General features: G+C 73.7%; 22 protein-coding genes. 9 read left to right on the top strand and 13 right to left on the bottom strand.

Annotation, left to right across the window (positions count from 1 at the left end; translation table 11 throughout):
* Positions 1-72: 72 nt before the first annotated feature.
* The 6 genes from OM98_RS02995 to OM98_RS02975 form a co-directional block, all read right to left on the bottom strand.
* The gene (locus tag OM98_RS02995; protein ID WP_010533090.1) at positions 73-1152 is read right to left on the bottom strand and encodes a Gfo/Idh/MocA family protein; all 1080 of its coding nucleotides are present in this window, start codon (positions 1150-1152) and stop codon (positions 73-75) included.
* A 170-nt stretch (positions 1153-1322) separates the two neighbouring features.
* A complete protein-coding gene (locus tag OM98_RS15000) occupies positions 1323-1460 on the bottom strand; it encodes a hypothetical protein (protein WP_010533089.1) in 138 nt (45 codons plus the stop codon).
* A gap of 213 nt (positions 1461-1673) precedes the next feature.
* Entirely contained in the window at positions 1674-2753 is a 1080-nt protein-coding gene (locus OM98_RS02990; RefSeq protein WP_010533088.1) for a Gfo/Idh/MocA family protein, read from the bottom strand.
* A gap of 20 nt (positions 2754-2773) precedes the next feature.
* On the bottom strand, positions 2774-3493 hold the full coding sequence (locus OM98_RS02985; RefSeq protein WP_010533087.1) for a ThuA domain-containing protein: 720 nt from the start codon (positions 3491-3493) through the stop codon (positions 2774-2776).
* Positions 3490-4509, bottom strand: a complete 1020-nt coding sequence (locus tag OM98_RS02980; protein WP_050812632.1) for a Gfo/Idh/MocA family protein — start codon at positions 4507-4509, stop codon at positions 3490-3492. Before OM98_RS02980 ends, OM98_RS02985 begins: the two co-directional genes overlap by 4 nt.
* Positions 4510-4775: 266 nt before the next feature.
* Entirely contained in the window at positions 4776-5939 is a 1164-nt protein-coding gene (locus OM98_RS02975) for an ROK family transcriptional regulator (RefSeq protein ID WP_010533085.1), read from the bottom strand.
* Positions 5940-6083: 144 nt separating this feature from the next.
* Here OM98_RS02975 and xylA point away from each other — a divergent pair, with 144 nt between their 5' ends.
* On the top strand, positions 6084-7277 hold the full coding sequence (gene xylA, locus OM98_RS02970; protein WP_010533084.1) for a xylose isomerase: 1194 nt from the start codon (positions 6084-6086) through the stop codon (positions 7275-7277).
* 192 nt (positions 7278-7469) lie between these two features.
* Positions 7470-8855 (top strand): xylulokinase, encoded by a 1386-nt coding sequence (gene xylB, locus OM98_RS02965; protein WP_010533083.1) that lies wholly within the window; start codon positions 7470-7472, stop codon positions 8853-8855.
* 9 nt (positions 8856-8864) lie between these two features.
* On the opposite strand, the gene OM98_RS02960 is transcribed toward xylB, so the two are convergent.
* A complete protein-coding gene (locus OM98_RS02960; RefSeq protein ID WP_010533082.1) occupies positions 8865-9755 on the bottom strand; it encodes an ATP-grasp domain-containing protein in 891 nt (296 codons plus the stop codon).
* Between the two features lie 106 nt (positions 9756-9861).
* On the opposite strand from OM98_RS02960, the gene OM98_RS02955 reads away from it, so the two are divergent.
* The gene (locus OM98_RS02955) at positions 9862-10248 is read left to right on the top strand and encodes an MmcQ/YjbR family DNA-binding protein (protein ID WP_010533081.1); all 387 of its coding nucleotides are present in this window, start codon (positions 9862-9864) and stop codon (positions 10246-10248) included.
* Here the strand turns inward: OM98_RS02955 and OM98_RS02950 are convergent.
* Complete coding sequence (locus OM98_RS02950) at positions 10170-10514, bottom strand: EamA family transporter (RefSeq protein ID WP_083837674.1); 345 nt, start codon at positions 10512-10514, stop codon at positions 10170-10172. The genes OM98_RS02955 and OM98_RS02950 overlap by 79 nt on opposite strands.
* Before the next feature lie 128 nt (positions 10515-10642).
* Between OM98_RS02950 and OM98_RS15970 the strand changes: the two genes are divergently transcribed.
* Entirely contained in the window at positions 10643-10996 is a 354-nt protein-coding gene (locus OM98_RS15970; RefSeq protein WP_010533079.1) for a TetR/AcrR family transcriptional regulator, read from the top strand.
* Between the two features lie 197 nt (positions 10997-11193).
* Here the strand turns inward: OM98_RS15970 and OM98_RS02940 are convergent, their stop codons facing one another.
* Both OM98_RS02940 and OM98_RS02935 read right to left on the bottom strand, forming a co-directional pair.
* The gene (locus OM98_RS02940) at positions 11194-12240 is read right to left on the bottom strand and encodes a Gfo/Idh/MocA family protein (protein WP_010533078.1); all 1047 of its coding nucleotides are present in this window, start codon (positions 12238-12240) and stop codon (positions 11194-11196) included.
* Between the two features lie 141 nt (positions 12241-12381).
* The gene (locus OM98_RS02935) at positions 12382-13317 is read right to left on the bottom strand and encodes an aldo/keto reductase (protein ID WP_010533077.1); all 936 of its coding nucleotides are present in this window, start codon (positions 13315-13317) and stop codon (positions 12382-12384) included.
* Between the two features lie 296 nt (positions 13318-13613).
* Here OM98_RS02935 and OM98_RS02930 point away from each other — a divergent pair, with 296 nt between their 5' ends.
* The 5 genes from OM98_RS02930 to OM98_RS02910 all read left to right on the top strand — a co-directional run bounded on the left by OM98_RS02930 (position 13614) and on the right by OM98_RS02910 (position 19183).
* The gene (locus tag OM98_RS02930; RefSeq protein WP_010533076.1) at positions 13614-14873 is read left to right on the top strand and encodes an MFS transporter; all 1260 of its coding nucleotides are present in this window, start codon (positions 13614-13616) and stop codon (positions 14871-14873) included.
* The gene (locus OM98_RS02925) at positions 14870-15871 is read left to right on the top strand and encodes a patatin-like phospholipase family protein (RefSeq protein ID WP_010533075.1); all 1002 of its coding nucleotides are present in this window, start codon (positions 14870-14872) and stop codon (positions 15869-15871) included. The genes OM98_RS02930 and OM98_RS02925 overlap by 4 nt, the downstream gene beginning before the upstream one ends.
* A gap of 226 nt (positions 15872-16097) precedes the next feature.
* Positions 16098-17120, top strand: coding sequence for a class II fructose-bisphosphatase (glpX, locus tag OM98_RS02920; RefSeq protein WP_010533074.1), 1023 nt, complete (start codon positions 16098-16100; stop codon positions 17118-17120).
* 105 nt (positions 17121-17225) lie between these two features.
* Entirely contained in the window at positions 17226-17924 is a 699-nt protein-coding gene (locus OM98_RS02915; RefSeq protein ID WP_010533073.1) for an NUDIX hydrolase, read from the top strand.
* A gap of 44 nt (positions 17925-17968) precedes the next feature.
* Positions 17969-19183 carry an amidohydrolase gene (locus tag OM98_RS02910; RefSeq protein WP_010533072.1) on the top strand — a complete coding sequence of 405 codons (1215 nt, stop codon included), beginning with the start codon at positions 17969-17971 and terminating at the stop codon, positions 19181-19183.
* Positions 19184-19522: 339 nt separating this feature from the next.
* Here OM98_RS02910 and OM98_RS02905 read toward each other — a convergent pair whose 3' ends face one another.
* From OM98_RS02905 to OM98_RS02895, 3 genes are all read right to left on the bottom strand, one after another.
* The gene (locus OM98_RS02905; RefSeq protein ID WP_245528706.1) at positions 19523-22669 is read right to left on the bottom strand and encodes a YhgE/Pip domain-containing protein; all 3147 of its coding nucleotides are present in this window, start codon (positions 22667-22669) and stop codon (positions 19523-19525) included.
* A gap of 95 nt (positions 22670-22764) precedes the next feature.
* The gene (gene gluQRS / locus OM98_RS02900) at positions 22765-23688 is read right to left on the bottom strand and encodes a tRNA glutamyl-Q(34) synthetase GluQRS (RefSeq protein WP_010533070.1); all 924 of its coding nucleotides are present in this window, start codon (positions 23686-23688) and stop codon (positions 22765-22767) included.
* Between the two features lie 9 nt (positions 23689-23697).
* A complete protein-coding gene (locus OM98_RS02895) occupies positions 23698-24468 on the bottom strand; it encodes a GNAT family N-acetyltransferase (RefSeq protein WP_010533069.1) in 771 nt (256 codons plus the stop codon).
* Positions 24469-24487: the final 19 nt, after the last annotated feature.

Here is a 24487-nt window from a genome sequence, read left to right as displayed (position 1 = left end):
TCGGTTCGAGAGGCTGGGTCAGGGCGCTCAGGGCGCTCAGGGCGCTCAGGGCGCTCAGGGCGCTCAGGGCGCTCAGGGCGCCAGGACGCGGGCCTGCTCCTGGGCGCGGACGGCCAGCTCGACGGCCTTGAAGGCGTGGGCCTGGGTCATGGCGTTCTCGGTGCGGTGCAGGCAGTCCAGGATCAGCTCCCCGAAGAAGGGGTAGCCGACCTTGCCGGTGGCCTCGATGCGCTGCTCGCCCTCGCCGTTGACGAGGATGACCTGGCCGCCGCCGTTGTCGGTGGTGACGTCGATGTACTTGCGCAGCTCCAGGTAGCCCTCGGTGCCCAGGATGAAGCTGCGGCCGTCGCCCCAGGTGCGCAGGCCGTCGGGGGTGAACCAGTCCACCCGCACGTAGCCGGAGGCGCCGCTGGACAGCGCGATCGAGGCCTCACCGAAGTCGTCGAGCTCGGGGTGGTCCGGATGGTCGTGGTTGGCGATGGCACTGGAGAGGATCTCGGCGTCGTCGCTGCCGGTGAAGGTGAGCATCTGCTCGAAGTTGTGGGAGCCGATGTCGGTGAGGATGCCGCCGTAGCGGGCGCGCTGGTAGAACCAGTCGGGGCGGGACGCGGGATCGCCGAGGCGGTGCGGGCCCATGCCCATCACCTGGATGACGCGGCCGATGGCGCCCTGCTCGATGAGCTGCCCGGCCAGCACGGCGGCCTCCACATGGACCCGCTCGGAGTAGTACACGGCGTACTTGCGGCCGGTGCGCTCGACGGCCGACTTCGCCTGGGCGAGCTGCTCGAGGCTGATCAGCGGGGTCTTGTCGGTGAAGTAGTCCTTGCCGGCCTCCATCGCCCGGATGCCCAGCGGCGCGCGCTCGGAGGGGACCGCAGCGGCCGCGACGAGCTGCACCTCGGGGTCGGCGAGCACCTCCTCCTCGCTGGCGGCGATCGTGACCTGCGGGAACTGCTCGGCGAAGGCGGCAGCTCGCTCCGGCTGCGGGTCGTAGACGCTCTTCAGCGTCGCCCCCGCCCCCAGCAGACCCTGGACCATGCCGACGACGTGCCCGTGATCCAGGTGCATCGCGGAGATGACGAACTCGCCCGGCTCCACCACGGGGCGTGGCATCTCGGCGGGGGCGTAGGTGGCGCCGTCGGAGGCGGGCATCGGGTGTCCTTCCGGTCGAGGGGGCGGGCCGGGGTCGGCCGCGAGAGGCCGCGTGGGTGCGACCGTCGTCGGTCGCCGCGCTCCGCGGATGGCTCGAGTCTGGCCGAGGAGGCCGCGGGCCACCGGCGGGTGCAGGCAGTTGCCAGGCCGGTCACCCGCCCCGGTGCGGCTCAGCGGGCCCCGGTGAGCACCGCCTCCAGGGAGTCCTCCAGCAGGTCCAGGCCCTCGGTGAGCTGGTCCTCGGTGATGGTCAGCGGCGGGGCGATGCGGAACACGCCGCCCATGCCGGGCAGTTGGACGATGTTCATGTGCAAGCCTCGGCGCAGGCACTCGGTGGTGACGGCCGCACCGAGCGCGTCGGCGGGGTTCCGGCCGGCAGGGCCTCGGAGGCGGCGTCGACGGGGGCGGTGCGGGGCGCGGTGGCGGTCAAGCCGCGCAGCCTGGCACACGCCACCCGGCCCCGGCCGGGACGCCCGGGACCAGGGACGACGGGGGTGAACCGCCGAGCCCCCAGCCCCGTCTCAGGTGGCCCGGGGCTGCTCCGTGCGCGGCACCCCCGCGGGCCGCTCCACCGTGGAGGCGATGTCGATGCGTGAACCTCGCGCGGAGGAGTCGAGCACCGCGTTCATCACCTCGAGCACGTGCTGGCCGAGCGCCCCGCTGGCTCGCAGCTCCGGGCCCCGCAGGGCCATGTCCTGCAGGGCGATGCCGCGGGAGGCCCCGAGGTAGCCGCCGCCGACGGGCAGCGTCTCCCAGCCCTCGCCGTCCAGGCGGTGCAGCTGCACGTCCCCTTCGAAGTGGTTCGGGTCGGGCACGGCGAGGCTGCCCGCGGTGCCGTGCACCTCGATCGGGCGGGCGTGGGTGGCGACCGCGTCGAAGCTCATCACCAGGGTGGACAGCGCTCCTGACTCGTGCACCAGCACCCCGGTGACGTGGGTGTCGACCTCCACGGGCACGTCCTCACCGGCGCGGGGGCCGGAGCCGATGGTGCGCTGGCCGCGGCCGCGGCTGCCCGCGCCGATCACGGACGCGACCGGGCCCAGCAGGGTGACCAGTGCGTGCAGGTAGTAGGGGCCCATGTCCAGCAGGGGGCCGCCGCCGGGCAGGTAGTAGAAGTCGGGGCTGGGGTGCCAGCGTTCGTGGCCGGGGGTGACCATGGTGGCGGTCGCCGCGATAGGGGTGCCGATCAGGCCTTCGTCGATCGCGGCCCGCGCGGTCTGGGTGCCGGTGCCGAGCACCGTGTCCGGGGCGGAGCCGACGACCACGCCGGCGGCCGCGGCGGCCTCCAGCACACGGGCCCCGTCGGCGGTCTCCACGGCGAAGGGCTTCTCCGCGTGGACGTTCTTGCCGGCGGCGATGGCCTGCAGGTCCACGGCGGCGTGGGCGGCGGGGAGGGTCAGGTTCAGCACCGTGTCCACCGCGGGGTCCGCGATCAGCTCCTCGGCGCCGAGGGCCCGCACGCCCGGGCGGTCGGCGGCGACGGCCTCGGCGCGCACGGGATCCAGGTCCGCCACGGCCACCAGTTCCACGTCGGGCAGCTGCGGGAAGGTGGCGAGGTACTGGGTGGAGATGTGGCCGCAGCCGATCATCCCGACCCGCATCGGGCCTCCTGCGCGCGTGCTCATGCCTGCTCCTCGCTGCCGCGGGCGGCCCACAGCATGCCGCGCTCGATGATGGTGCGGACGCTCGGGTGCTCGAGCACGTCCACGTGGTGCCCGGGGGTGGTCACCACGATGCGGCCCTTCCCCCAGCGCCGGGTCCAGATGGCCGGGGAGGTCACCTCGCGGTGCCACGGGTCCCACTCGCGGACCTTCTGGGTGGTGGTGGCGAGCACGTCGATGTAGGAGTCGGCCAGCACCCAGTACTGCTCGGTGACCAGGTCGAAGTCCTCGATGCCGCGGGTGATGGGGTGCTCCGACGCCTCGGGGAGCAGGTTCACCGTGTAGGGCACGTAGTTGTCGGACTGCTCCCCGGTGCGCTCGTCGGGGTGCTTGCCGGGATGGCAGCCGAACTGGCCGCCGATGAGGGTCAGGTAGTCGGACTCGGCGCGGTAGGAGTCGGCGATGCCGCCGTGCCAGCCGGTCAGGCCGGTGCCGTTCTCGACGGCGGCGCGCAGGCCCTCGAACTGCTCCCGCTCGATGGTGGACATGGTCATGCACTGCACGACCAGGTCCACACCGGCCATGTAGTCCGCGTCGGCGTAGACGGCGGGGGAGCCCTCGACGCGGATCTCGAAGCCGTGCTCGCGCAGGAACGGTAGGAACATGTCGGTGGCCTCGATGGGCTGGTGGCCGTCCCAGCCGCCGCGGACGACGAGGGCCCGGCGGGTGGGGGTGCTCATCGGTTGACCTCCCCGGCGGGTGCGTCGGTAGCGACGGGCGTCCAGCGGGAGCCGTCGGCGTCGGAGGCCTCGACGGCGGCGAGGACCCGCTGCACGTGCAGCGCCTCCTCGAAGGACGGCGAGGGGTCGGAGCCCTCGCCGATGGCGCGCACCAGGTCCGCGACCTGGTGGGTGAAGGTGTGCTCGTAGCCCAGGCCGTGGCCGGTGGGCCACCAGGCCGCCGCGTAGGGGTGCTCCGGCTCCGTGGCCAGCACGCGGGTGAAGCCCTGGCGGCCCGCGGGGGCGGTGGCGTCGTAGACCTCCAGCTCGTTCAGCCGCTCGAAGTCGAAGGCGATCGCGCCGGCGGAGCCGCTGATCTCGATGCGCATCGCGTTCTTGCGGCCCTGCGCCATGCGGGTGGCCTCGAAGGAGCCGAGCACCCCGGTGTCGAAGCGGGCGCTGAACAGGGCGACGTCGTCCACCGTGACCTGCTCGCGCTCGCCGGAGGTGTCGCCCTTGCCGCCGAGGCCCTGGGCATCGCCCGCGGCGGGGCGGGTCGGCACGACCGTGGCGAGGGTGCCGGAGACGGCCTCGATGTCGCTGTCGGTGAGCCACTGGGCGAGGTCGATGACGTGGGCGCCGATGTCGCCGAGCGCCCCGGAGCCGGCGGTCTCCTTGCGTAGCCGCCAGGTCATCGGGGCGGCGGCCGCGGCCATCTCCTCGGACTCCTCGACGGAGTTGGCCAGCGGTTTCTCGCACAGCACGTGCTTCCCGGCGGCCAGCGCCGCGAGGGCGATCTCGTGGTGGGTGCCGCCGGGGGAGCAGATGTCGACCACGTCGATCGAGGGGTCCTCGATCACGTCCTGCCAGCGGGTGGTGGTGGCCTCGGCGCCGTAGCGGGCGGCCGCCGCGGCGACGCCCTCGGCGCTGCGCCCGGCCAGCAGGGCGAGCTGGGGCGTGCGAGGCAGGTCGAAGAAGCGGTGGGCGCTGCGCCAGGCGTGGGAGTGGGCGGCACCCATGAAGCCGTAGCCGATCATGCCCACCCGCAGCGGCGGGGCGGCGGGGTCCGGGGCAGGGGTGTGCGATGGGGTCACGGGGTGCTCACGTCTCTTCCTCGAGGGGTGGCGGGCTCGCGGGCGGCCGACGGCCGCGCCGACCCATTAGTTGCGCAGGTTTACTTTAGCGCAGGGTGGCGCGGCGCGGCAGGTGCGGGCGGGGGCTGTCCATGAGATGGAGCGTGGGAGGCGCTGCCCTGCATAGGGCGGGGCACTGCCTCCTGTGCTTCATCCCGTGGACAGGAGTCTCAGCGACCCCGCGCCATCCACGCCCCCGGGTCCGCAAACACCGGGGCGAGCGCCGCGCGGGCGGCGCCGTGCAGGGCCGGGTCGGCCAGGGAGTCGGCGCGGTCGATCGCGATGGGGCCGGCCTCGGCGGCCAGGGCGTGGCGCTGGACGGTCTCGCGCACCACGGGGGTGATCTCCTCCGCGATGGGCGCGAGATAGCCGGAGAGCACCACGGTCTCCAGGTCCAGTACGTTCAGGGCGTTGGCGACGGCCAGGCCGAGGGAGCGGCCGATCACGCCGATCACCTCGGCGCGGTCGCGGCTGGCGGCGAGGCGGTCCACGAGGTCCTCGAGCCGCACGTCCGGGTCGAGGCCGGCGCGCTGGGCCAACGAGTGACGGGAGATGTACGCCTCGAGGCAGCCGCGGCGGCCGCAGCGGCACAGCTCGCCGTCGGGCACCACCACGGTGTGGCCGAACTCCCCGGCCCAGCCGTGGGCTCCGTCGAGCACCTCGCCGCCGAGCACCACGGCCCCGCCGACGCCGGTGGAGCCGCGCACGTAGAGGAAGGACCCGCCGGGGCGGGCGTCGAGCTCGGTGAGCACGGAGAGGCGGTTGTCGTTCTGTGCGGAGACCGGGAACGACGGCTCCTCGAGGACCGCCACCAGCTCGCGCACGTAGGGCACGTTTTCCCAAGTCAGGTTCGGGGCGGAGAGCACCCGGCCGTCGTCGGGGGCGATGCGGCCGGGCACGGCGACGACCAGGCCCGCCACGGGCAGCGCCCCGAGCTCGGCGAGCACCTCGCGGACCAGGGCGGCGCCCTGCTCGACGGCCCGGGAGGGCTCCTCCTGCGCGAGCGGGGCCTCGCTGTCGCGGCGCACCAGTACGCGCCCTCCCAGGTCGAGCGCCAGGCAGGAGAGGTGGTCGGCGGTGACCTCGAGGCCGATCGCGGCGAGGGTCCCCTCGGCGAGCCGCAGCGGCACCATCGGGCGTCCGGCCCCCATCGAGACGGGCGTGCCCTCGGCGATCAGCCCGCCGTCGATCAGCTCCTCGACCTGCTTGGAGACGGTCGGCTTGGTGAGCCCGGTGGCGGCGGCCAGGCCGGCGCGGGAGATCGGGCCGCCGGCGGCGGCGAGGGCGCGCAGGATCGCGGAGAGGTTGTGCTCGCGCAGGTGCGTGGACTGCACGGGGTCTCCTTGTCGGCGGGTGTCGGCGGGCGCCGACAGGTCGGTCAGGGGCGGGGCTTGTGCCGGTGAGTCTCCCATGTATAGATTAGTTACGGAAACTTACTAAGAGCGTCCGGGAACGGGCGCCGTGCAAGGAGGCACCCCATGCCAGCACCCACCCCCACCCGCGAGGACCACTTCTCCTTCGGCCTGTGGACCACCGGCTGGGAGGCGCGCGACCAGTTCGGCCTCGCCTCCCGCCCCGCCCTCGACCTCACCGCCCACATCCGCCGGCTCGCCGAGCTCGGCGCCTGGGGATTCACCTTCCACGACAACGACGTCGTCCCCTTCGACGCCACCCCCGCCGAGCGCGAGCGCATCCTCGGAGAGCTCAAGGCGGTCACCGAGGAGACCGGCCTGGTGATCGAGATGGTCACCACCGACACCTTCGCCCACCCCGTCTTCAAGGACGGCGCCTTCACCTCCAACGACCGCTCCGTGCGCCGCTTCGGCCTGCGCAAGGTGCTGGCCAACGTGGACCTCGCCGCCGAGCTCGGCGCCACCACCTTCGTGATGTGGGGCGGTCGCGAGGGCACCGAGTACGACGGCTCCAAGGATCTGCTGGCCGCCCACCAGCGCTACGCCGAGGGCATCGACACCGTCGCCGGCTACATCAAGGACAAGGGCTACGACCTGCGCATCGGCCTCGAGCCCAAGCCCAACGAGCCGCGCGGCAACATCTTCCTGCCCACCGTCGGCCACGCCCTCGCCTTCATCGAGCAGCTCGAGCACGGCGACATCGTCGGCATCAACCCCGAGACCGGCCACGAGCAGATGGCCACCCTGAACTACACCCACGGGCTGGCCCAGGCGCTGTGGGCCGACAAGCTGTTCCACATCGACCTCAACGGCCAGCACGGCCCGATGTACGACCAGGACCTCGTCTTCGGCCACGGCGACCTGATCAGCGCCTTCTTCACCGTGGACCTGCTGGAGAACGGCTTCCCCTCTCGCCCCGGCGCCTACCAGGGGGCCCGCCACTTCGACTACAAGCCCTCCCGCACCGAGCACGAGCAGGGGCAGTACGACGCGGCCGCCGCGAACATGGAGATGTACCTGATGCTCAAGGAGCGGGCGCTGGCCTTCCGCCAGGACGCCGAGGTGCAGGAGGCCCTGGCCTACTCCGGGATCGAGGAGCTGGCCCAGCCCACCCTGGCCGAGGGCGAGTCCGTCGCGGACCTGCTGGCCGACCGCTCGGCCTTCGAGGACTTCGACGCCGACGCCGCGGGCGAGCGCAACTACGGCTTCGTGCGTCTGCAGCAGCTGGCCCTGCAGCACCTGCTCGGCTTCCGCGCCTGACCTGAGCCTGACCCGCGGGCGCGCCGGGGCCTCCGGCGCGCCCGGACCCGGCGGGCCTTGTCCATCGGATGCACTCCAGTGACATGCGGCGTGCACTATGCACGCGACATGCTGCTGGAGTGCATCTGATGGACAGCCACCCTCCCGCCAACCCCCATCACCCTGAGCGCCCCTCTCCGGAAGGACCCCGCCATGACCCTCGTGCTCGGCATCGACTCCTCCACCCAGTCCACCAAGGCGCTGCTGGTCGACGCCGAGACCGGCACCGTGCTCGAGGAGCGTCGCGCCGCCCACCCGGACGGCACCGAGGTCGACCCCCGCGCGTGGCTGGACGCGGTCGATGAGGCCGCCGGCCCGCTGCGGGAGCGCGCCGAGGCCGTGGCCGTCGGCGGCCAGCAGCACGGCATGGTGCTGCTGGACGAGGCCGGCGAGGTGGTGCGCCCCGCGCTGCTGTGGAACGACACCCGTTCCGCCCCGCAGGCCCGCGACCTCATCGAGGAGATGGGCGGCGCCGAGGCGAGCGTCGCCGAGATCGGCAGCCTGATGGTCGCCTCCTTCACCGCCTCCAAGCTGCGCTGGGTGCGGGACGAGGAGCCCGAGAACGCACGGCGTGCCCGCCAGGTGCTGCTGCCCCACGACTACGTCTCCCGCCACCTGGCCGGCGGGGGAGAGGCCTTCACCGACCGCGGCGACGCCTCCGGCACCGCCTACTACTCCACCCGCGAGGAGGCCTGGCGGCCGGACCTGGTGGAGCTGGCCCTCGGGCACGGGCTGGAGCTGCCGCGCCTGCCCGAGACCCCGCAGCAGGTCATGGCCCGCACCCCCGGAGGCGCCGCGATCGCCGCGGGCACCGGCGACAACATGGGCGCGGCTCTCGGCCTGTCCCTCGGCCCCGGCGACGTCTCCGTCTCCATCGGCACCTCCGGCGTCTGCGCGATGGTCAGTGACACCCGACCCGGTGACGCCTCCGGCACCGTCACCGGCTTCGCCGACGCCACCGGCCGCTTCCTGCCGATGACCACCACCATCAACGCCGCCCGCATCCTCGAGACCGGCCGCGCCCTGCTCGGCGTCGACCACGAGGAGATGGCCCGCCTGGCCCTGGCCGGCGTGCCCGGCGCGCACGGCCTCACCCTGCTGCCCTACTTCGACGGGGAGCGCACCCCCAACCGTCCCGACGCCACCGCCACCATGACCGGGCTGACCACCGCCACCACCCGCGAGGACCTGGCCCGCGCCCACGTCGAGGCGCTGCTGTGCTCCCTGGCCGACGGCATCGCCGCGCTGGAGGAGGTCACCGGGGTGCCGGCCGCCCGCATCACCCTGATCGGCGGCGCCGCCCGCAACGAGGCGGTGCGCAGCCTGGCCCCCGCCGTGATCGGCCGCGAGGTCACCATCGCCGCCGACGGCGAGTACGTCGCCCTCGGCGCCGCCCGCCAGGCCGCCTGGGCACTCGCCGGCACCGCCGAGCCCCCGGCCTGGGAGATCGCCGGGGCCCAGGTGGTCGAGGCCGAGGCGACGCCCGAGGTGCTGGAGGCCTACCGGGAGCTCAAGGACCGCACCGAGAGCTGGGGCTGACCGCCCGCCTCAGGCCCGCGCGAGGATCGCGGCGGCGAACTCCTCGACCACCTCGGGCACCAGGTGCAGGTTGTAGGTGGGCTCGAACAGCTCCGCCTCCAGCAGCACCAGGCCGTGCGCGGCCGAGTCGACGGTGTCGATGCGGGCGTACAACGGTGGCCGCTCCTCGCCGCTGACCTGGGCGATCGTGGCCAAGGTGTGCTCGGCGAAGCGGCGCTCGTGCTCGCTGACGGGCACGAGCTGCGGGTTCTCCTGGTAGACGCCGCCGCGCAGGCCGCCGCCGCGGGCCAGCAGCGCCCCCTTGGCGACCGCATGGGTGAAGGCCCCGTCGATCGTGTACAGCGCCTTCTCGCGGCCCTCGGAGAGTTCCGGCACCTCGGGCTGCACCATCACGGTGCCGCCGCCGGCGAGGATCTCCCGCCCGAGGGCGAGCGCGGCCGGGTCGTCGCGGCGGAACAGGCCGGTCTGCGCGGAGCCGGCGCCGATGACGGGCTTCAGCACCACGTGCTCGGTGTCCGCCGCGTCCAGCGCTGCGGTCAGGGCGTCCTCGCCCTCGGCGAAGACGGTCGGCACGACGGCCACGCCCGCCGCCCCGAGCTCCTCGAGGTAGCGCTTGTCCATGTTCCAGCGCACCAGAGCGGGCGGGTTCAGCACCGTGGTCAGCGCCCCGACCCGGTCCAGCCAGGCGGCGAAGGCGGCCGGCTGCTCCACCCAGTCCCAGGGGCTGCGCAGCACCAGCAGGTCGTACCCCGCCCAGTCGACGTCCTCGTCCCGCCACACCAGCGAGTCCGCCTCTGCGCCGCGCTCGCGCAGGGCCGCCACCAGCGGCGCCGAGTCGCGATCCGGGTCCGCGGCGGTGAAGTGGGAGGGATGCGTGGTGACGATGCCGATTCGAGCCATGGGACGAGCGTAGGGGCGGGACCGGAGGACCCGTTGCGGGCGTCCGCCGTCGTCCGTCGTGGCCGTGGGGGAGGATGGTCCGCGACCGTCCCCGGGAGGAGGCCGCATGGAGGCCGAGGACCTGCACCAGGCCGCGCTGGATCGCGCCGCGCAGCTGCCCGCGGCGGTGCTCGAGCACCCCTTCGGTCCGGAGTACGACGTGATGAAGGTGATCGGGAAGGTCTTCCTGATCGCCAGCTTCCTGGGGGAGAAGCCCATCGTGATCCTCAAGGCCGATCCGCGCGATGCGCAGCTGCTGCGGGAGAACGTCGAGGCCATCACGCCCGGGTACCACATGAACAAGCGGCACTGGATCACCGTCGAGCCCGGTCCGAGCGTCGACCGCACCCAGCTGGACGAGCTGGTCACCGACTCCTACCGGCTGGTGGTGGCGGGGATGCCGCGCGCCTCCCGGCCCATCGACCCCGAGACCTTCGAGGCGCCCGCTCCCTGATGCGGCCCCTCGCCGTTCGGGCCGGGCCGCAGCACGACGGCGACGCCCACGGCGCAGACCACCAGGCCCAGCATCCCGCCCGCGGTGAGCGGGTCGCCGAACATCGCCCAGGCCCACAGGGCCGTGACCGGCGGGGTCAGGTAGATCAAGGTGGAGATGGAGGTCGCGGCGAGACGCCTGGTGCTCGCCCAGTAGCAGCCGTAGCCGCCGAGGTTCGAGAACACGATGAACCAGGCGATGGCCGTCCAGAAGGCTGGCTGCTCCAGGTGCGGCCGTGCCGGGTGGGGGAGGGCATCGGCGGCTCCTGTGCGGGAACGAACAGACCGGTGTAGTTACGAGTGCACTGACCGGTATGGTCCCCACCCGTCAAGCTGCCCCGGAATCCGCGCCCCGCATGACCCCCGGCGCCCGCTCCGTGCTCGACGCCGCGAGCACGCTGTTCGCCGAACGCGGCCTGAACGCCGTCGGCGTCGACACCATCGCCGCCGAGGCCGGGGTCACCACGAAGACGATCTACGACCGCTTCGGCTCGAAGGCGCAGCTCGTGGCGCTCTACCTGAGTGAGCGCGACGAACGCTTCCGCGCCTGGGTGGACACGCGCATCGCCCCGGAGGAGGGCATCGACCGGCCGCTGGCGATCTTCGACGCCCTGGAGAGCTGGACCCGCACCCACAGCCCCGCGGCTGCGCCTTCGTCCACGCCCACGCCGAACTGCTCACCGAGCCCGAGCATCCCGCCCACGCGGTGATCGAGGCCGAGAAGGAATGGGTCCGCGCGCGCTTCTCGGGGCTGGTCGCCGAGCTGGGATGCGCCGACCCCGAGGTCCTGGCCGTGCAGCTGCTGGCCCTGCACGAGGGTGCGACCGTGCTGCGCGCGACCACGCCGATCCCGGAGGCCGCCCGGCGCTGCCGCGACGCCGCGGAGGCGGCGGCCGGCGGGGAGCGCTCAGGCTCCGGGCCCGACCCCGCTGTTCGCATACGCCGCCTCGAGGATGCGCTGGGAATCCAGGGCCTCCCGCGGGCCGATCCAGAACGGCTCCGGATCGTCGAGGGTCGCGTACATGTCGGCGATCAGCTCGGCGTGGGAGACGCCCCAGTAGGAGCGCCCGCCGGCGCTCGCCACCCGGTCGGAATAGGTGTCCACGCGACCGTCGTGCCAACGCACCGTCAGGCCGCCGCCCAGGCCGCTGCGCAGATCGAGGGAGGCGTTCTCGCACTCCACCTCGATCTCCACCGGCCGGGCCCGGGGCGCGGTGAGCGTCGCGTAGAAGGTGGTGGTGATGCCGGAGGCGTGGTGCAGCAGCAGGTCCGCCGTGTCTTCCACCTCGATGAACTCGCCGAAGCGGCGGGTGGAGACCTGCCCGTCGGTGCGCACCACGGTCCCCAGCAGCCACTGCACCAGGTCCAGGGTGTGGATGGCCTGGTTGATCAGCAGGCCGCCGCCGGCGCTCTCCCAGCGGCCGCGCCACGGCTTGGCCTCGTAGTAGGCGGCGGTGCGCGTCCACACCACGGAGGCCCAGGCACCGCGCACGGCCCCGACCTCCCCGGCGGCGAGCAGGTCCAGCAGCACCTGGCTGGCGCGGTTGTAGCGGTTCTGGAAGCAGACGGCGAGGGTCGGGGCGCCCGCCCCGCCGTCCGCCCGGACCGACGGCGGGCCTTCGACGGCGGCGACCAGCCTCTCCGCCTCGGCCACCGTGTGGGCCAGCGGCTTCTCCTGCAGCACGTGCACCCCGGCCGCGAGCGCCGCGAGGCTCGCCTCGACGTGCTGGTGGTGCGGGGTGGTCACGTGGATCGCGTCGGGGGAGAGCTCGCGCAGCAGGGCCTCGGTGTCGGCGACGACGGGCACCCCGTGGTCGCGCGCCGCGCGCTCCCGGGCGGAAGGGTCGAGGTCGGCGATGCCCACCAGTTCCACCCCGTCCAGGGCCTCGATCGCCTCCAGGTGCACCCCCGCCACGTCGCCGTAACCCACCAGGCCGATGCGTCGGGTGCTCACGGGGTGCTCTCCTCGGGGTCGCGGCGGTGCGGACGGCCCGATGCCCGACGTCGGGCGGGCCGTGGAGCCATGCTGGCGGGCGGCGGCACCGGGCGGTACCCGGTGCCGCGGCTTGCCGCCGGATCAGTCAGTGCGCAGGGGTCAGGGGACCAGCCAGCCGGCGGCGCGGAACAGCTCGTACCACTCGGCGCGGGTGAGGACCACGTCGGCCCCGGCCGCGGAGTCGGTGACCCGCTGCGGGGTGGTGGTGCCGAGCACCACCTGCATCTGCGCGGGGTGGCGGGTGATCCACGCGGTGGCGATGCCCTCGGGGGCCACGTCGTACTTCGCGGCCAAGCGGTCGATGACGGCGTTCAGCTCCGGGTAGTCCTCGCTGCCCAGGAACACGCCGTTGAAGAAGCCGGCCTGGAAAGGCGACCACGCCTGGACGGTGATGTCGTGCAGACGGCAGTAGTCCACGATGCCGCCGCCGTCGAGGGTCGCGGACTGCTGCTCGGCCTGCATGTTCGCGGCCACGCCCTGCGCGATCACGGTGGAGTGGGTGATCGAGAGCTGCAGCTGGTTGGCGACGATCGGCTGGGTGACGTAGCGCTTCAGCAGGTCGATCTGCCGCGGGGTGTGGTTGGAGACGCCGACGTGGCGCACCTTCCCGGAGCCCACCAGCTGGTCGAAGGCGGAGGCGACCTCCTCGGGCTCCACCAGGGCGTCCGGGCGGTGCAACAGCAGGATGTCGAGGTAGTCGGTGCCGAGCGCCCGCAGCGAGGCCTCGGCGGAGGAGACGATGTGCTCGGCGGAGAAGTCGAAGTAGGGACCCTCGGGCACGATCCCGGCCTTGGTCTGGATGGTGACCTGCTCGCGCTCGGTGGGGCTCAGCGCCATCGCCTCGGCGAAGCGGCGCTCGCACTGGTGCAGCTCGGAGCCGTACACGTCGGCGTGGTCGAGGAAGTCGATGCCGGCGTCGCGGGCGGTGCGCACCAGGGTGCGGATCTCCTCGTCGCTCTTGTCGGCGATCCGCATCAGGCCCAGCACGACCGCCGGGGCCTCGATCTCGGTGTGGGGCAGCGTGAAGCGCTTCATCGCGGTTCCTCCGTCGTCGGGGTGCGGAGCGCGGCTCCGCGGCACCGTCACAGCTTAGGCGTCACCGACGACGTGCAGGTCGGCGCCGCCGCCGTGAGCAGGTACTGGATGGTTCTCATCTCGTCGCTCCCGGGAGCGGGAGACGATGCTCCGCCGTTTGTCGGGCCTGGCACGGACGACGATAGCCGTGCCCTGGCGCGCCGGACCCCGGACCAGGTTGTCGAGCGGGGTCGCGCAGGGAGTGCCCGCGCGGTCCCTCGCGAAGGGCCCCGCGCCCCGGGTCTACGCTGGTGCCGGTGACCGCCGCCTCCCCCTCCTCCCTGCCGCAGCCCGCCCCCGGCCCCTCCCGCGCGGGCGCGCGGATCACCCTCACCCTCGCCACGCTGGCGATGATCGGGCCCTTCACGATCGACACGGTGTTCCCGGCCTTCACCCGGATCGGCGCGGAGTTCGGCGGCGACGAGGTGGCGCTGCAGCAGCTGGTCTCCGCCTACCTCGGGGCCTTCGCGGTGATGTCGATCTTCCACGGGCCGCTCTCGGACGCGCTGGGCCGCAAGAAGGTCATGATCGGCGGCCTGGTCATCTACCTGATCGGCATGTTCGGCTCGATCCTGGCGCCGAGCCTCGGCGGGCTGATCGCGCTGCGCGTGCTGCAGGGGATGAGCGCGGGCGCCGCCACCATCGTCTCCCGCGTGGTCATCCGCGACATGTTCTCCGGCGCCGAGGCGCAGCGGCTGATGGCCCGCGTGATGATGATCTTCTCCGTCGCCCCGGCGCTCGCCCCGATCCTCGGCGGCTGGCTGCTGCTGCTCGGCGACTGGCGCTGGGTGTTCGCCGGCGTCGGCCTGTACGGGGTGTTCGCCCTGGTCCTCACCGCGGTGCTGCCCGAGACGCTGCCGCCCGAGCAGCGCACCCCGCTGCGGGTGGGCGCCCTGCTCGGCTCGCTGGTGCGGGTGGGCCGCTCCCCGGTGATGCTGCGGGTGGCCGCCGCCTCCGCCTTCGGCTTCGCCGCCCAGTTCCTGTTCATCGCGGGCGCGCCGATCGTGGTGGTGCGGCTCTACGGCCTGGGGGAGCAGGACTTCTGGGTGCTGTTCGTGCCGCTGATCATCGGCATGATGTCCGGCGCCTGGGTGGTGGGGAAGGTCGCCGAGACGATCCCGCGGCCCCGGCTGATCACCCTCGGCTTCCTGCTCACCATCGTCACCACGGCGATCAACCTGGCGCTGGTCGCCCTCGGACCGACGCCCGACGGCACCCTCTCGCCGCGGCTGCTGCCGGTGCTGATCGGCCCGATGCTCATCGCCTTCACCGTCTCCCTGGTCTTCGCCCCCATCCAGCTGGAGGTGCTGGACCTGTTCCCGACCGAGCGCGGCGCCGCCGCGTCGCTCGGCACCTTCTTCTCCCTGGTGCTGAACGCGCTACTGGCCGGGATCGTCACCCCGCTGGTCAGCGCCTCCCTGGTCACTGTCGGCCTCACCTCGGCGGGCTTCGCCCTGCTGGGCACCGGCATGTGGATGTGGCACCTGGCCTCCTCTCGTCGCCGGGAGGCGGTGTGAGCGGGCCCGTCGACCTGGTCCTCGAGGGCGGCGGGGTCAAGGGCATCGCGCTCGCCGGCGCCCTGGAGGTGCTGGAGGAACGCGGCTACCGCCCCCAGCGCATCGCCGGGTCCTCCGCGGGCGCCATCGTCGGCTCGCTGACCGCCTTCGGCACCCCCGCCACCTCGCTGGTCGAGATCCTGCGCGCCACCGACTACCGCCGCTTCCTGGACGGCTCGTGGTGGCGCCGCACCCCGCCCGGCGCCCTGCTGGGTCTGATCCGGCACCTCGGCATCCACCCCGCCACCTACCTGGAGCAATGGCTCACCGAGCAGCTCGCCGCCCACGCCCCGGAGCACGACCAGGGCACCTTCGGCGAGCTCTCCTACACCGACCCCGACGGGCTCGCGGTCTCCGGCCCGCCCACCCGGCTCGTCGTGACCACCACCGACCTCAGCGGCGGACGCCTGCGTCACCTGCCCCGCGACGCCGCCCTGCTGGGCCGCGACCCCGAGTCCCTGTCGGTGGTCGAGGCGGTGCGCGCCTCGATGGCGATCCCGCTTCTGTTCCGCCCCGCCCGCTGGCGCACCGGCCACGGCACCGCGACGCTGGTGGACGGCGGCCTGCTCTCCAACTTCCCCGTCGACGTCTTCGACCGTCCCACCGGGCAGACGCCGCGCTGGCCCACCTTCGGCATCCGCCTGTCCGCCCGACCACCCGAGGACCCGCAGCCCCTGCACCGCATCTCCGGACCGATCGGCTACGCGAGGGCCCTGCTGGACACCGCCACCGGCTTCTACGACCGGATGCACATCGACGATCCCCACGCGCTCGCCCGCACCATCTTCATCGACACCTCCGCGGTCCGCGCCACCGAGTTCTCCCTGAGCACCACCCAGCGCGAGCAGCTCTACACCGAGGGCCGCCGCGCCGCGATCCGCTTCCTCGACGGCGACGACTCCCGCCGCCCCTGGGACTTCGACCGCTACATCGCTGAGCACCGCACCGTCGGCCCTTGAGCCGGCACGCGAGGGGGAGGTGCAGGTGCGGGGCGAGGGCGCGGGCGAGGCGCAGCGGCGGGCAAGGGCGAGATGCGCCGACCGGAGCAGGCACGGTGACGGGCTGGTGAACGGTCCGCACAGGGCCCGCGCCGCCCCGGCGCGGCCCCTATAGGCTGGCAGGACCCGCGAACGGCCCCGAGGAACAGAGCCCGCGGCACCCGCCACCGACGACGATGGAGCCCCGATGACCAGCAGCGACACCCCCGAAAAGACCGGACAGCCCGACCAGCTCCATAGCGCGGCCCCCGACCGCAACCTCGCCCTCGAGCTGGTGCGCGTCACGGAGGCCGCCGCCATCGCCGGCGGCCGCTGGGTCGGCGCGGGCGACAAGAACCAGGCCGACGGCGCCGCCGTCGACGCGATGCGCTCCTTCATGGACACCGTGCGGATGGACGGCACCGTCGTCATCGGGGAGGGCGAGAAGGACGAGGCGCCGATGCTGTTCAACGGCGAGCGGGTGGGCGACGGCAGCGGCCCCTCGGTGGACGTCGCCGTCGACCCCATCGACGGCACCCGCCTCACGGCCCTCGGCTACAACAACGCCCTGGCGGTGTTCGCCGTCGCCGAGCGCGGCTGCATGTACGACCCCTCGGCCGTGTTCTACATGGAGAAGATGGTGGTGGGCCCCGAGGCCGCCGAGTTCGTCGACCTCCGCCTTCCCGTCGGCCAGAACATCCGGCTGGTCGCCAAGGCGCTGGACAAGCCCGTCAACCAGGTGACCGTGTGCGTGCTGGAGCGCGCTCGGCACGAAGGCCTGGTGCGCGAGATCCGTGAGGCCGGCGCCCGCATCAAGTTCATCATGGACGGCGACGTGGCCGGGGCGATCGCCGCCGCCCGCGGCACCGGGGTGGACATGCTGCTGGGCACCGGCGGCACCCCCGAGGGCATCGTCGCCGCCTGCGCCATCAAGGCCACCGGCGGCATGATCCAGGGTCGCCTCGCGCCGCTGGACGACGCCGAGCGGCAGAAGGCGATCGACGCGGGCCTCGACCTGGACGAGGTCCTGACCACCGACGACCTGGTCACCACCGACAACTGCTACTTCGCGGCCACGGGCATCACCGACGGCGACCTGCTGCGCGGCGTGCGCTACCAGGATCGTCGCGTGGTCACCGAGTCGATCGTGATGCGCGCCAGCTCCGGCACGGTGCGCATCGTCCAGGCCGAGCACAAGGTGGAGAAGTGGAGCCGCTGGCTCGAGGACTGATCACCGCGGGGCGGGGCGCCGAGCGGCGCTCACCGGAGCGACCCCCTCGGGGTGTCCGGTGAGCGCCTTTCGCGCCGATCGGGCCGCGGGCCCTACGGTGGCCGGATGAGCACCTCGGGTTCGCCGTTCCCCCGCGCCGGGGTCGCCGTCGACCTCGTCATCCTCACGCTGCGCGAGCACAAGCTCTCCGTGCTGCTGATCCAGCGCGACGACGAGCCCTACTCCGGTGCCTGGGCGCTGCCCGGCGGCTTCATGAGCAAGCGGGAGGACCTCACCGAGGCCGCCGACCGGGTGCTGGCCGACGAGGCCTCCCTCGGCGACCGCGCCGTGCACGTCGAGCAGGTCCGCACCTACGGCGCCACCGACCGCGACCCCCGCGGACGCGTGGTCTCGGTGGCCTTCATGGCGCTCGGCGCCGACCTCCCCGAGCCGCGGCGCGGCGAGGGCGTGGCCGACGCCCGCTGGTGGGCCGTCGAGGACCTCACCGAGGTGACGCTCGCCTTCGACCACCCCGTGCTGCTGGCCGATGCCGTCGAGCGGGCCCGGGCCAAGCTCGAGTACACGACGCTCGCCGTGACCTTCCTGCCCGAGGAGTTCACGATCTCCCAGCTCCGCGGGGTCTACGAGAGCGTGTGGGGTCGGCCGCTGGACGCCGGGAACTTCCACCGCAAGGCCACCCGCACGGAGGGCTTCGTGGTGGACCTGGAGACCCATGCCGCCCCCACCGGCGGCCGGCCTGCCCGGCTGTACCGGGCCGGGGACGGCACCCGGCTGAACCCCCCGCTGCTGCGCGCCGGCGACTGATCCCCGCCCCGCCGGGCCGGCAGGCCACGTGAGAGGATCGGCCCGTGACCAGCACCGCCGCTCCCGTCGACGCCGAGGCCTTCGCCCGCGTCGCGTCCGCCTACCGCGGCCACCGCCAGGACGTCCACGCGCTGGCCCGCGCGATCCACGCCGACCCCGAGCTCGCCTTCGCCGAGCATCGCGCCGTCGAGCGCGTCACCAGGCTGCTCGAGCAGGCCGGCTTCGCCATCGAGCAGGGCGTCGGCGGGCTCGACACGGCCTTCCGGGCACGACTGGGTGAGGGGCCGCTGGTGGCGGCGCTGTGCGTCGAGTACGACGCGCTGCCGGAGATCGGCCACGGCTGCGGCCACCCCCTCATCGCGGGCTCCTCCGTCGGGGCCGCCCTCGCGCTCGCGGCGGACATCGCCGCCGGGGACCTCCCGGGCGTGGAGCTGCAGGTCATCGGGACGCCGGCCGAGGAGCACGGCGGCGGCAAGCAGCTGCTGATCGACGCGGGCGTCTTCGACGGGGCGGACATGGCGCTGATGACCCACCCGACCCCGCAGACCGGCACGTACGACCCGATCGGCTCCACCAGCCAGGCCGTCGGCCGCTGGCGCGCCACCTTCACCGGTCGCGGGGCGCATGCCGCCGCGAACCCGACCGAGGGCGTCAACGCCAACGACGCCGCCGTGATCGCGCAGGTCGCCGCCGGGCTGCTGCGTCAGCGCATATACGACGGGCAGCGACTCGCCCTGGTGCCGCAGCAGAGCGGCGTCACCAACATCATCCCGGAGACCGCGGTCGTGGACTTCGAGTGCCGGGCCCGCACGATGGAGCAGTTCGAGGAGCTGCAGGGTATGCTCCGCGCCTGCCTCGAAGCGGGTGCCCTGGCCAGCGGATGCACGCTGGAGATCGAGGCCTCCGAGCCCGCCTACGAACCGCTCACCCAGGACCCCGGGCTCGGGGCGCTCTGGAACGAGGCGATGGCGCAGCAGGGGCGTCCGCTGGCCGGCTCCACCGGGGTGATGGCGGCCTCCACCGACATGGGCAACGTCTCCCGCCGGGTGCCGTCCCTGCACCCCTTCGTGGGGATCCGCGGTGTCGACGCGGCCCTGCACACGCGGGACTTCGCCGCGGCCGCGATGGGGGAGGAGGGCCTCGCCCTGCTGGACGACGCGGCGGTGGCGATGGCCTGGATCATCCGTCGGGCGGCGACGGACCCCACGGTGCGCGAGGGACTGGCCGTCCGCTCCGCAGACCTGCCCATGGCGCGGTGACCAGGGGGGACGCCGTCGATGGCCGGACGGGAGGCACGAGATTCCCCCGATGTGGGACATGTGACCTGATGGCCGGTGTGCCGAGACAGTCCGTTTATCCGGTGTGAGCAGGCCCATCGGCTCCGCGCCAGGAAAAAGGTCCCCACCGTCCCGGGTCGCCGTGTCTACGGTGGATTCCATCGCCGTGGAAGGGGCTTGCGATGGAGTTCCCCGCCCGGCGGTGACTCCGGGCCGGCAGGGGAGAGCGGGTCCGGTGACTGAGGGCGGTGGGGAAACCTGCCGCCCTCCGTCATGTCCGGGCCCGGTCGGCCCGCGCCGGGCGGCCGTCGGCCGAGGGGATCAGTCGATCTCTCCCGCCAGCTCCTTCCATGCGGAGCGGCGCTCCTTGATCGCGCCCGCGAGGCCCAGCGTCACGCCCAGCACCAGCCAGCCGGCCATCCAGGCCAGGTCGCCCGCGGGGTCGACCCAGCCGCCGCCGATGGCTCCGCGGAAGGCGTCCACGGTGTGCGTCATCGGCAGGTACGGGTGGATGACCTGGAAGAACTCGGGCAGCGTGGCCGTCGGGTAGGTGCCGCCGGCGCCGGAGACCTGCAGGGCCACCAGCACCAGGGCCACGAATTTCCCGACCGGCCCGAAGATGGCGCCGAAGCCGTGGTTCAACGCCGTGAACACCACGCTCGCGATCGCCGCCAGGCCGAACAGCAGACCCAGGTTCTCGGTGGTCACGCCCACCCGGAAGTGCAGGATCGCGACGGCGATCGCGGACTGCACCAGGCCCAGCGCCAGCGCGGGCAGCAGGCCACCCGCCAGCAGCGCCCAGGCGCCGGAGCCGCGCAGGGCCGCCTCCCGGGAGAAGGCCGGCATCATCAGGAAGATGGCCATGCCGCCCACCCACAGGCCGATGGACAGGAACAGCGGGGCCAGGCCCTCGCCGAAGGCGTCCAGCTCGTTGGCGCGCACGAAGTCCATCTGCACCGGGTCGGAGGAGACCGCCTCCAGCGACTCCCGCTCGGAGTCGGTGTAGGAAGGGATGTCCCCCTCGGACTCCGCCAGCGAGTCGTGCAGCTCCGTGGAGCCGTCCTCGAGCTGCTGGGCGCCCTCGGCCGCCTCGACCAGACCGTCCACGAGGGACTGGGCGCCCTCGTCCAGCTCGGAGGCGCCGGAGGCCAGCTCGGTCGCGCCCTCGTCCAGCTCGGTCGCCCCGGAGGCGAGCGACTCGGCACCCTCCCGGGCCTCGGTGGCGCCGGAGGCCAGGGAATCGGCCCCCTCGTACAGTTCACCGGTGCCGGCGGCGAGCTCGTCCGCACCGTCCGCGGCGCTGTCCACGCCCTCGGTGTAGGTCGTCACGCCCGAGGCAAGCTCGGTGGCGCCGGACTCGGCGGTGCCGGCGGCGGTGGCGAGCTGCTCCGCCCCGGCGGCGACCTGCTGGGCGCCCGCGTTCAGGGTGGCGATGTCGTCCGCGCCCTGCTGCAGGGTCTCGTAGGCCTGCGGGGCGGCCTCGGCGGCGGTGCGCGCCTGCGAGGCGAGGGTCTCGGCCAGCTCGGAGGCGCTCTGGTCGCCGGAGTCGGGGGAGACGTCCTCCGCGACGGTCCGCACGTCCTCGCGGGCGGTGGAGACGGCATCCGACAGCTCACCCGCGTCGGTCACCAGGGTGTCCAGGTCCGAGGACATGGTCGAGGTCGAGTCCGCGAGGGTGGAGAGGTCGGTGCCGAGGTCGGCGGGCAGCTCCTGGACGTCGGCGACGGCGGCGCTCAGGTCCTCGGCCGCCGCGGACAGACCGTCCAGCGCGGTGGTGGCCGTGGTCAGGGACTCCTGGGCGGTGCTCGCCGAGGTGGCGGCGGTTTCCGCGGCCTCGCTCGCCGCGTCCGCGGAATCGCTGGCGGTGGTGGCGTCGGATGCCGCGGTGTCCGCGGCGGCGACGGTGCTCTCCGAGGTGTCGGCGAGCTCCTGGAGGTCCGTGCAGAAGGATTCCTCGGCCCCGGAGTCGGCGCACTGCGCGGCGAGCTCGTCGGCGGCGCTCGTGTAGGTGTCCACGGTTTCGGCGGAGGCCGCGGCGCTGTCCTCGGCGGTCTGCGCGTCCGTCGCCGCGGTCGCCGCCGCGTCGGCGGCGCTCCGGGCGTCGTCACTCGCGGTGCTCGCTGCCTCGGCGGCGGCCTGCAGGTCGTCGTTCGCCTGCGAGACCTGCTCGGCGGCCGCCGCGATGGCGCCGTCGGCGTCCTGGATCGTGGAGATCGCGGCGGCCGCGTCCTCGGCGCTGGAGGCCAGGCCGTTCACGGTGTCCGCCTGGTCCTGCAGGGCGGTCACGTCCTCCGCGAGCTGCGAGGCGCGGTCGACCGGGTCCTCGAGGTCCGCGGCGACGTCCTCGGCGGCGCCGGCGGCGTCCTCCAGCGAGTCGATCGCGGCGATCAGGTCGTCGCTGGTGGTCTGCACGCTCTCGGAGGTGATGCCGAGGTCCTCCGCCTCCTGGGCGGCCTCGGAGACGGTCGCGTCGAGCTGTGCGGTGCCGTCGGCCACCTGGGAGGCGCCCGAGGACAGGGAGTCCGCACCGGTGGAGAGGGACCCGAGCCCGTCGGCCAGCTCGTCGGCGCCGCTGCGCAGCTCCTCGCTGTTGGCCGAGAGGGTGCCCAGGCCCGAGGCGAGCTGGCGGGCGCCGGTGTCGAGGGTGGCCGTGCCGTCGCGCAGCTGCACCGCGCCGGACTCCAGCTCCTCCAGGCCCACCACCAGGGTGTCCGCCCCGTCGGCCAGCTCGCCGGTGCCGGCGGCGAGCTGATCGGCACCGTCGGACAGCTCCTCTGTGCCGTCCTTCAGCTCCAGGGAGCCGCTCTCCAGCTCGTCCAGGCCGTCGGAGAGCTCGGTGGCGCCGTCGGCCAGCTGTCCGGCGCCGTCGGTCGCATCGACCACCCCGTCGTGGATGGTCGTGAAGCCGACGTAGATGTTGTCCAGGTACTCCTCGAGCACGCTGCCCTCGAGGGACTGCGTGAGGGCGGTGCCGATGGACTTGGTGAAGTTGCCGCCCACGTAGTTGATCGAGTCGTTCGTGGTGACGGTGAGCATGGCGACGGCGGCGTCCTCCGCGTCGCCGCCGAGGGAGGCCACGTTCTGGGAGAAGTCCTCGGGGACGACGACGGTGGCCGCATAGGTGCCGTCCTCGAGCCCGGCCTCGGCCTCCTCGGCGCTGACCTCGACGAACGTGTAGACGTCGTCCTCGTCCGTGTCGAGCAGGGTGTCGGTGAACTCCTCGCCGACGTCGATCCGGGTCTCCTCGCCGTCGGCACCGGTGGCGATGGCCCCGGCGTCCTCGTTCACGACGGCGGCGGTGGCCTGGTGCAGGTTCCCCGTGGGGTCGAGGAAGGACCAGGTCATGTTGCCGGAGTAGATGATCGGGACCAGCGCCAGCCCGGTGATGAACAGGGCGGCGATGGGCTTCTTCCACTCGGCCGGGAGGAGGCGTGCGAAGGCGCGGATTGCGGAGGATGTCTGTGGCACGCCGCCACGATACACTCGTGTATCCGATACGGCCACGTATGGAGCCGGATGTGGGATGAGAGACGTTCCTGCCCCGCTGGCCGCACTGCCGCTGGTCAGGAGGGCAGGTCCACCACCCAGGGCCCCCGTGGCAGCGAGTCCGGGTCCCATCGCTCGAGCACGTCCCGGGCCGTCCGGCAGCCGGGGACGCCGAGGGAGTCGCCGATCCGCTCGACCACGTCCCCCGCGCTCTCGCCGCGCGCGAGGCGGTCGCGCAGGGTGACGGCGCCGTCGCGCTTGGCCAGCCGCGCGCCCTCGCCGTTCACGGCCAGCGGCACGTGGGCGTAGACGGGTTCGGGCAGACCCAGCAGCTGCGCGAGGTGCGCCTGGCGGGGCGCGGAGCTCAGCAGGTCGTCGGCGCGCACCACCTGGTCCACCTCCGCGTCCGCGTCGTCGATGACCACGGCCAGGTTGTACGCCACCACGCCGTCGCCGCGCCGCAGCACCAGGTCGTCCACGGGCCCGGTGACCTCCCCCGCCCAGCGGTCCCGCACCGACCACTCCGCGACCTCCGCCCGCAGCCGCAGAGCCGGCTCGCGCCGCAGCTCGCGCATCCGGGCACGGCCCGCCTCCCGGGCCGGCTCGTCCAGGTCGCGGCAGGTGCCGGGGTAGGCGCCGGGCGGAGCGTGCGGGGCGCTCGGCGCCTCCAGGATCTCGCGTCGCGTGCAGTAGCACTCGTACACCAGGCCCGCCTCCGCCAGCCGGGCGATCGCCGCACGGTGGGCGTCCCCGCGCTCCGACTGCCGCACCACGGGCGGGTCCCAGTCCAGGCCGAGGGCGGCCAGGTCCTCCAGCTGCCGGTCCTCGGCGCCCTTGCGCACCCGGTCGAGGTCCTCGACGCGCAGGTGGAAGGCGCGGCCGGTGCCGCGCGCGAGCGCCCAGGCCAGGATCGCGGTGCGCAGGTTCCCCAGGTGCAGGTCGCCGCTGGGGGAGGGGGCGTAGCGGCCGGCGCCGCGGGTGCCAGAGGACTGGGAGGTCATCACGCCAGTCTAGGAATCCGGCACGCCCGGGTCGTGGGGGCCCGCGTCGGCTCCGGGGCCGGGAAGGGTCAGCAGCACGTCCCCGGCACGGCCCCCGGGGACCCGGCGCTTCGTCGGCGCCGGGGTGAAGCCCAGCCGCGCGGCCAGGGCGCGGGAGGGTGCGTTGCGGGCGGCGGTCACCACCACGATCTCCTCGGGCAGTGCCTCCTGCGCGGATCGGTCGGGTCCGGCGGTGCGGGCCTCGCGGGCGCGGAGGCGGGCGGCGGCCAGCACGGCGCGCATCGCCTCGGTGGCGATCCCCTGTCCCTGCCGGGCGGGGTCCAGCCGCCAGTAGGCGCTGAGGGAGCCGCGGTCCTCGCCCTCCAGGACGGACAGGCCCACCACGCCGAACAGGCGGCGACCCCGCGGGGTGCTCCCGGTGTGCGCGGGGTTCGGGCGGACCGTCCGGTACCCCTCGCCGTACCGCTGCCAGTGCGCGGTCCACTGCCCGAGCACCCAGCGCATCTGGGCACGGGTGGTCAGCGGCTCGGTGGAGTCCAGGGCGTAGGGCGCGGGGTCGGCGTGCAGACGGAACAGCGGCTCGAGATCGGCGCTGGTGACGGGGGCGAGCAGCAGGCGGGGCGTGCGGAGGACGGCCGCTGCGGCGCCCGCGGGAAGGACGGGGAAGTGCTCCGGGCCCGGGGTCGTCCCGGGGACGCGACCCCTGGTGCACCTCACCGCCTCGGATGCGGGAACGGCGCGACGTCCGCCCTCGGGGGAGGGGGTCGTCGCGCCGTTCATGGTCCGGACCGGAGGCAGG

Source organism: Brachybacterium squillarum M-6-3, assembly GCF_000225825.1.
GTDB lineage: Bacteria > Actinomycetota > Actinomycetes > Actinomycetales > Dermabacteraceae > Brachybacterium > Brachybacterium squillarum.
The sequence above is the reverse complement of the archived record's forward strand: the minus strand, read 5'-3'. Positions and strand labels throughout refer to the sequence as shown.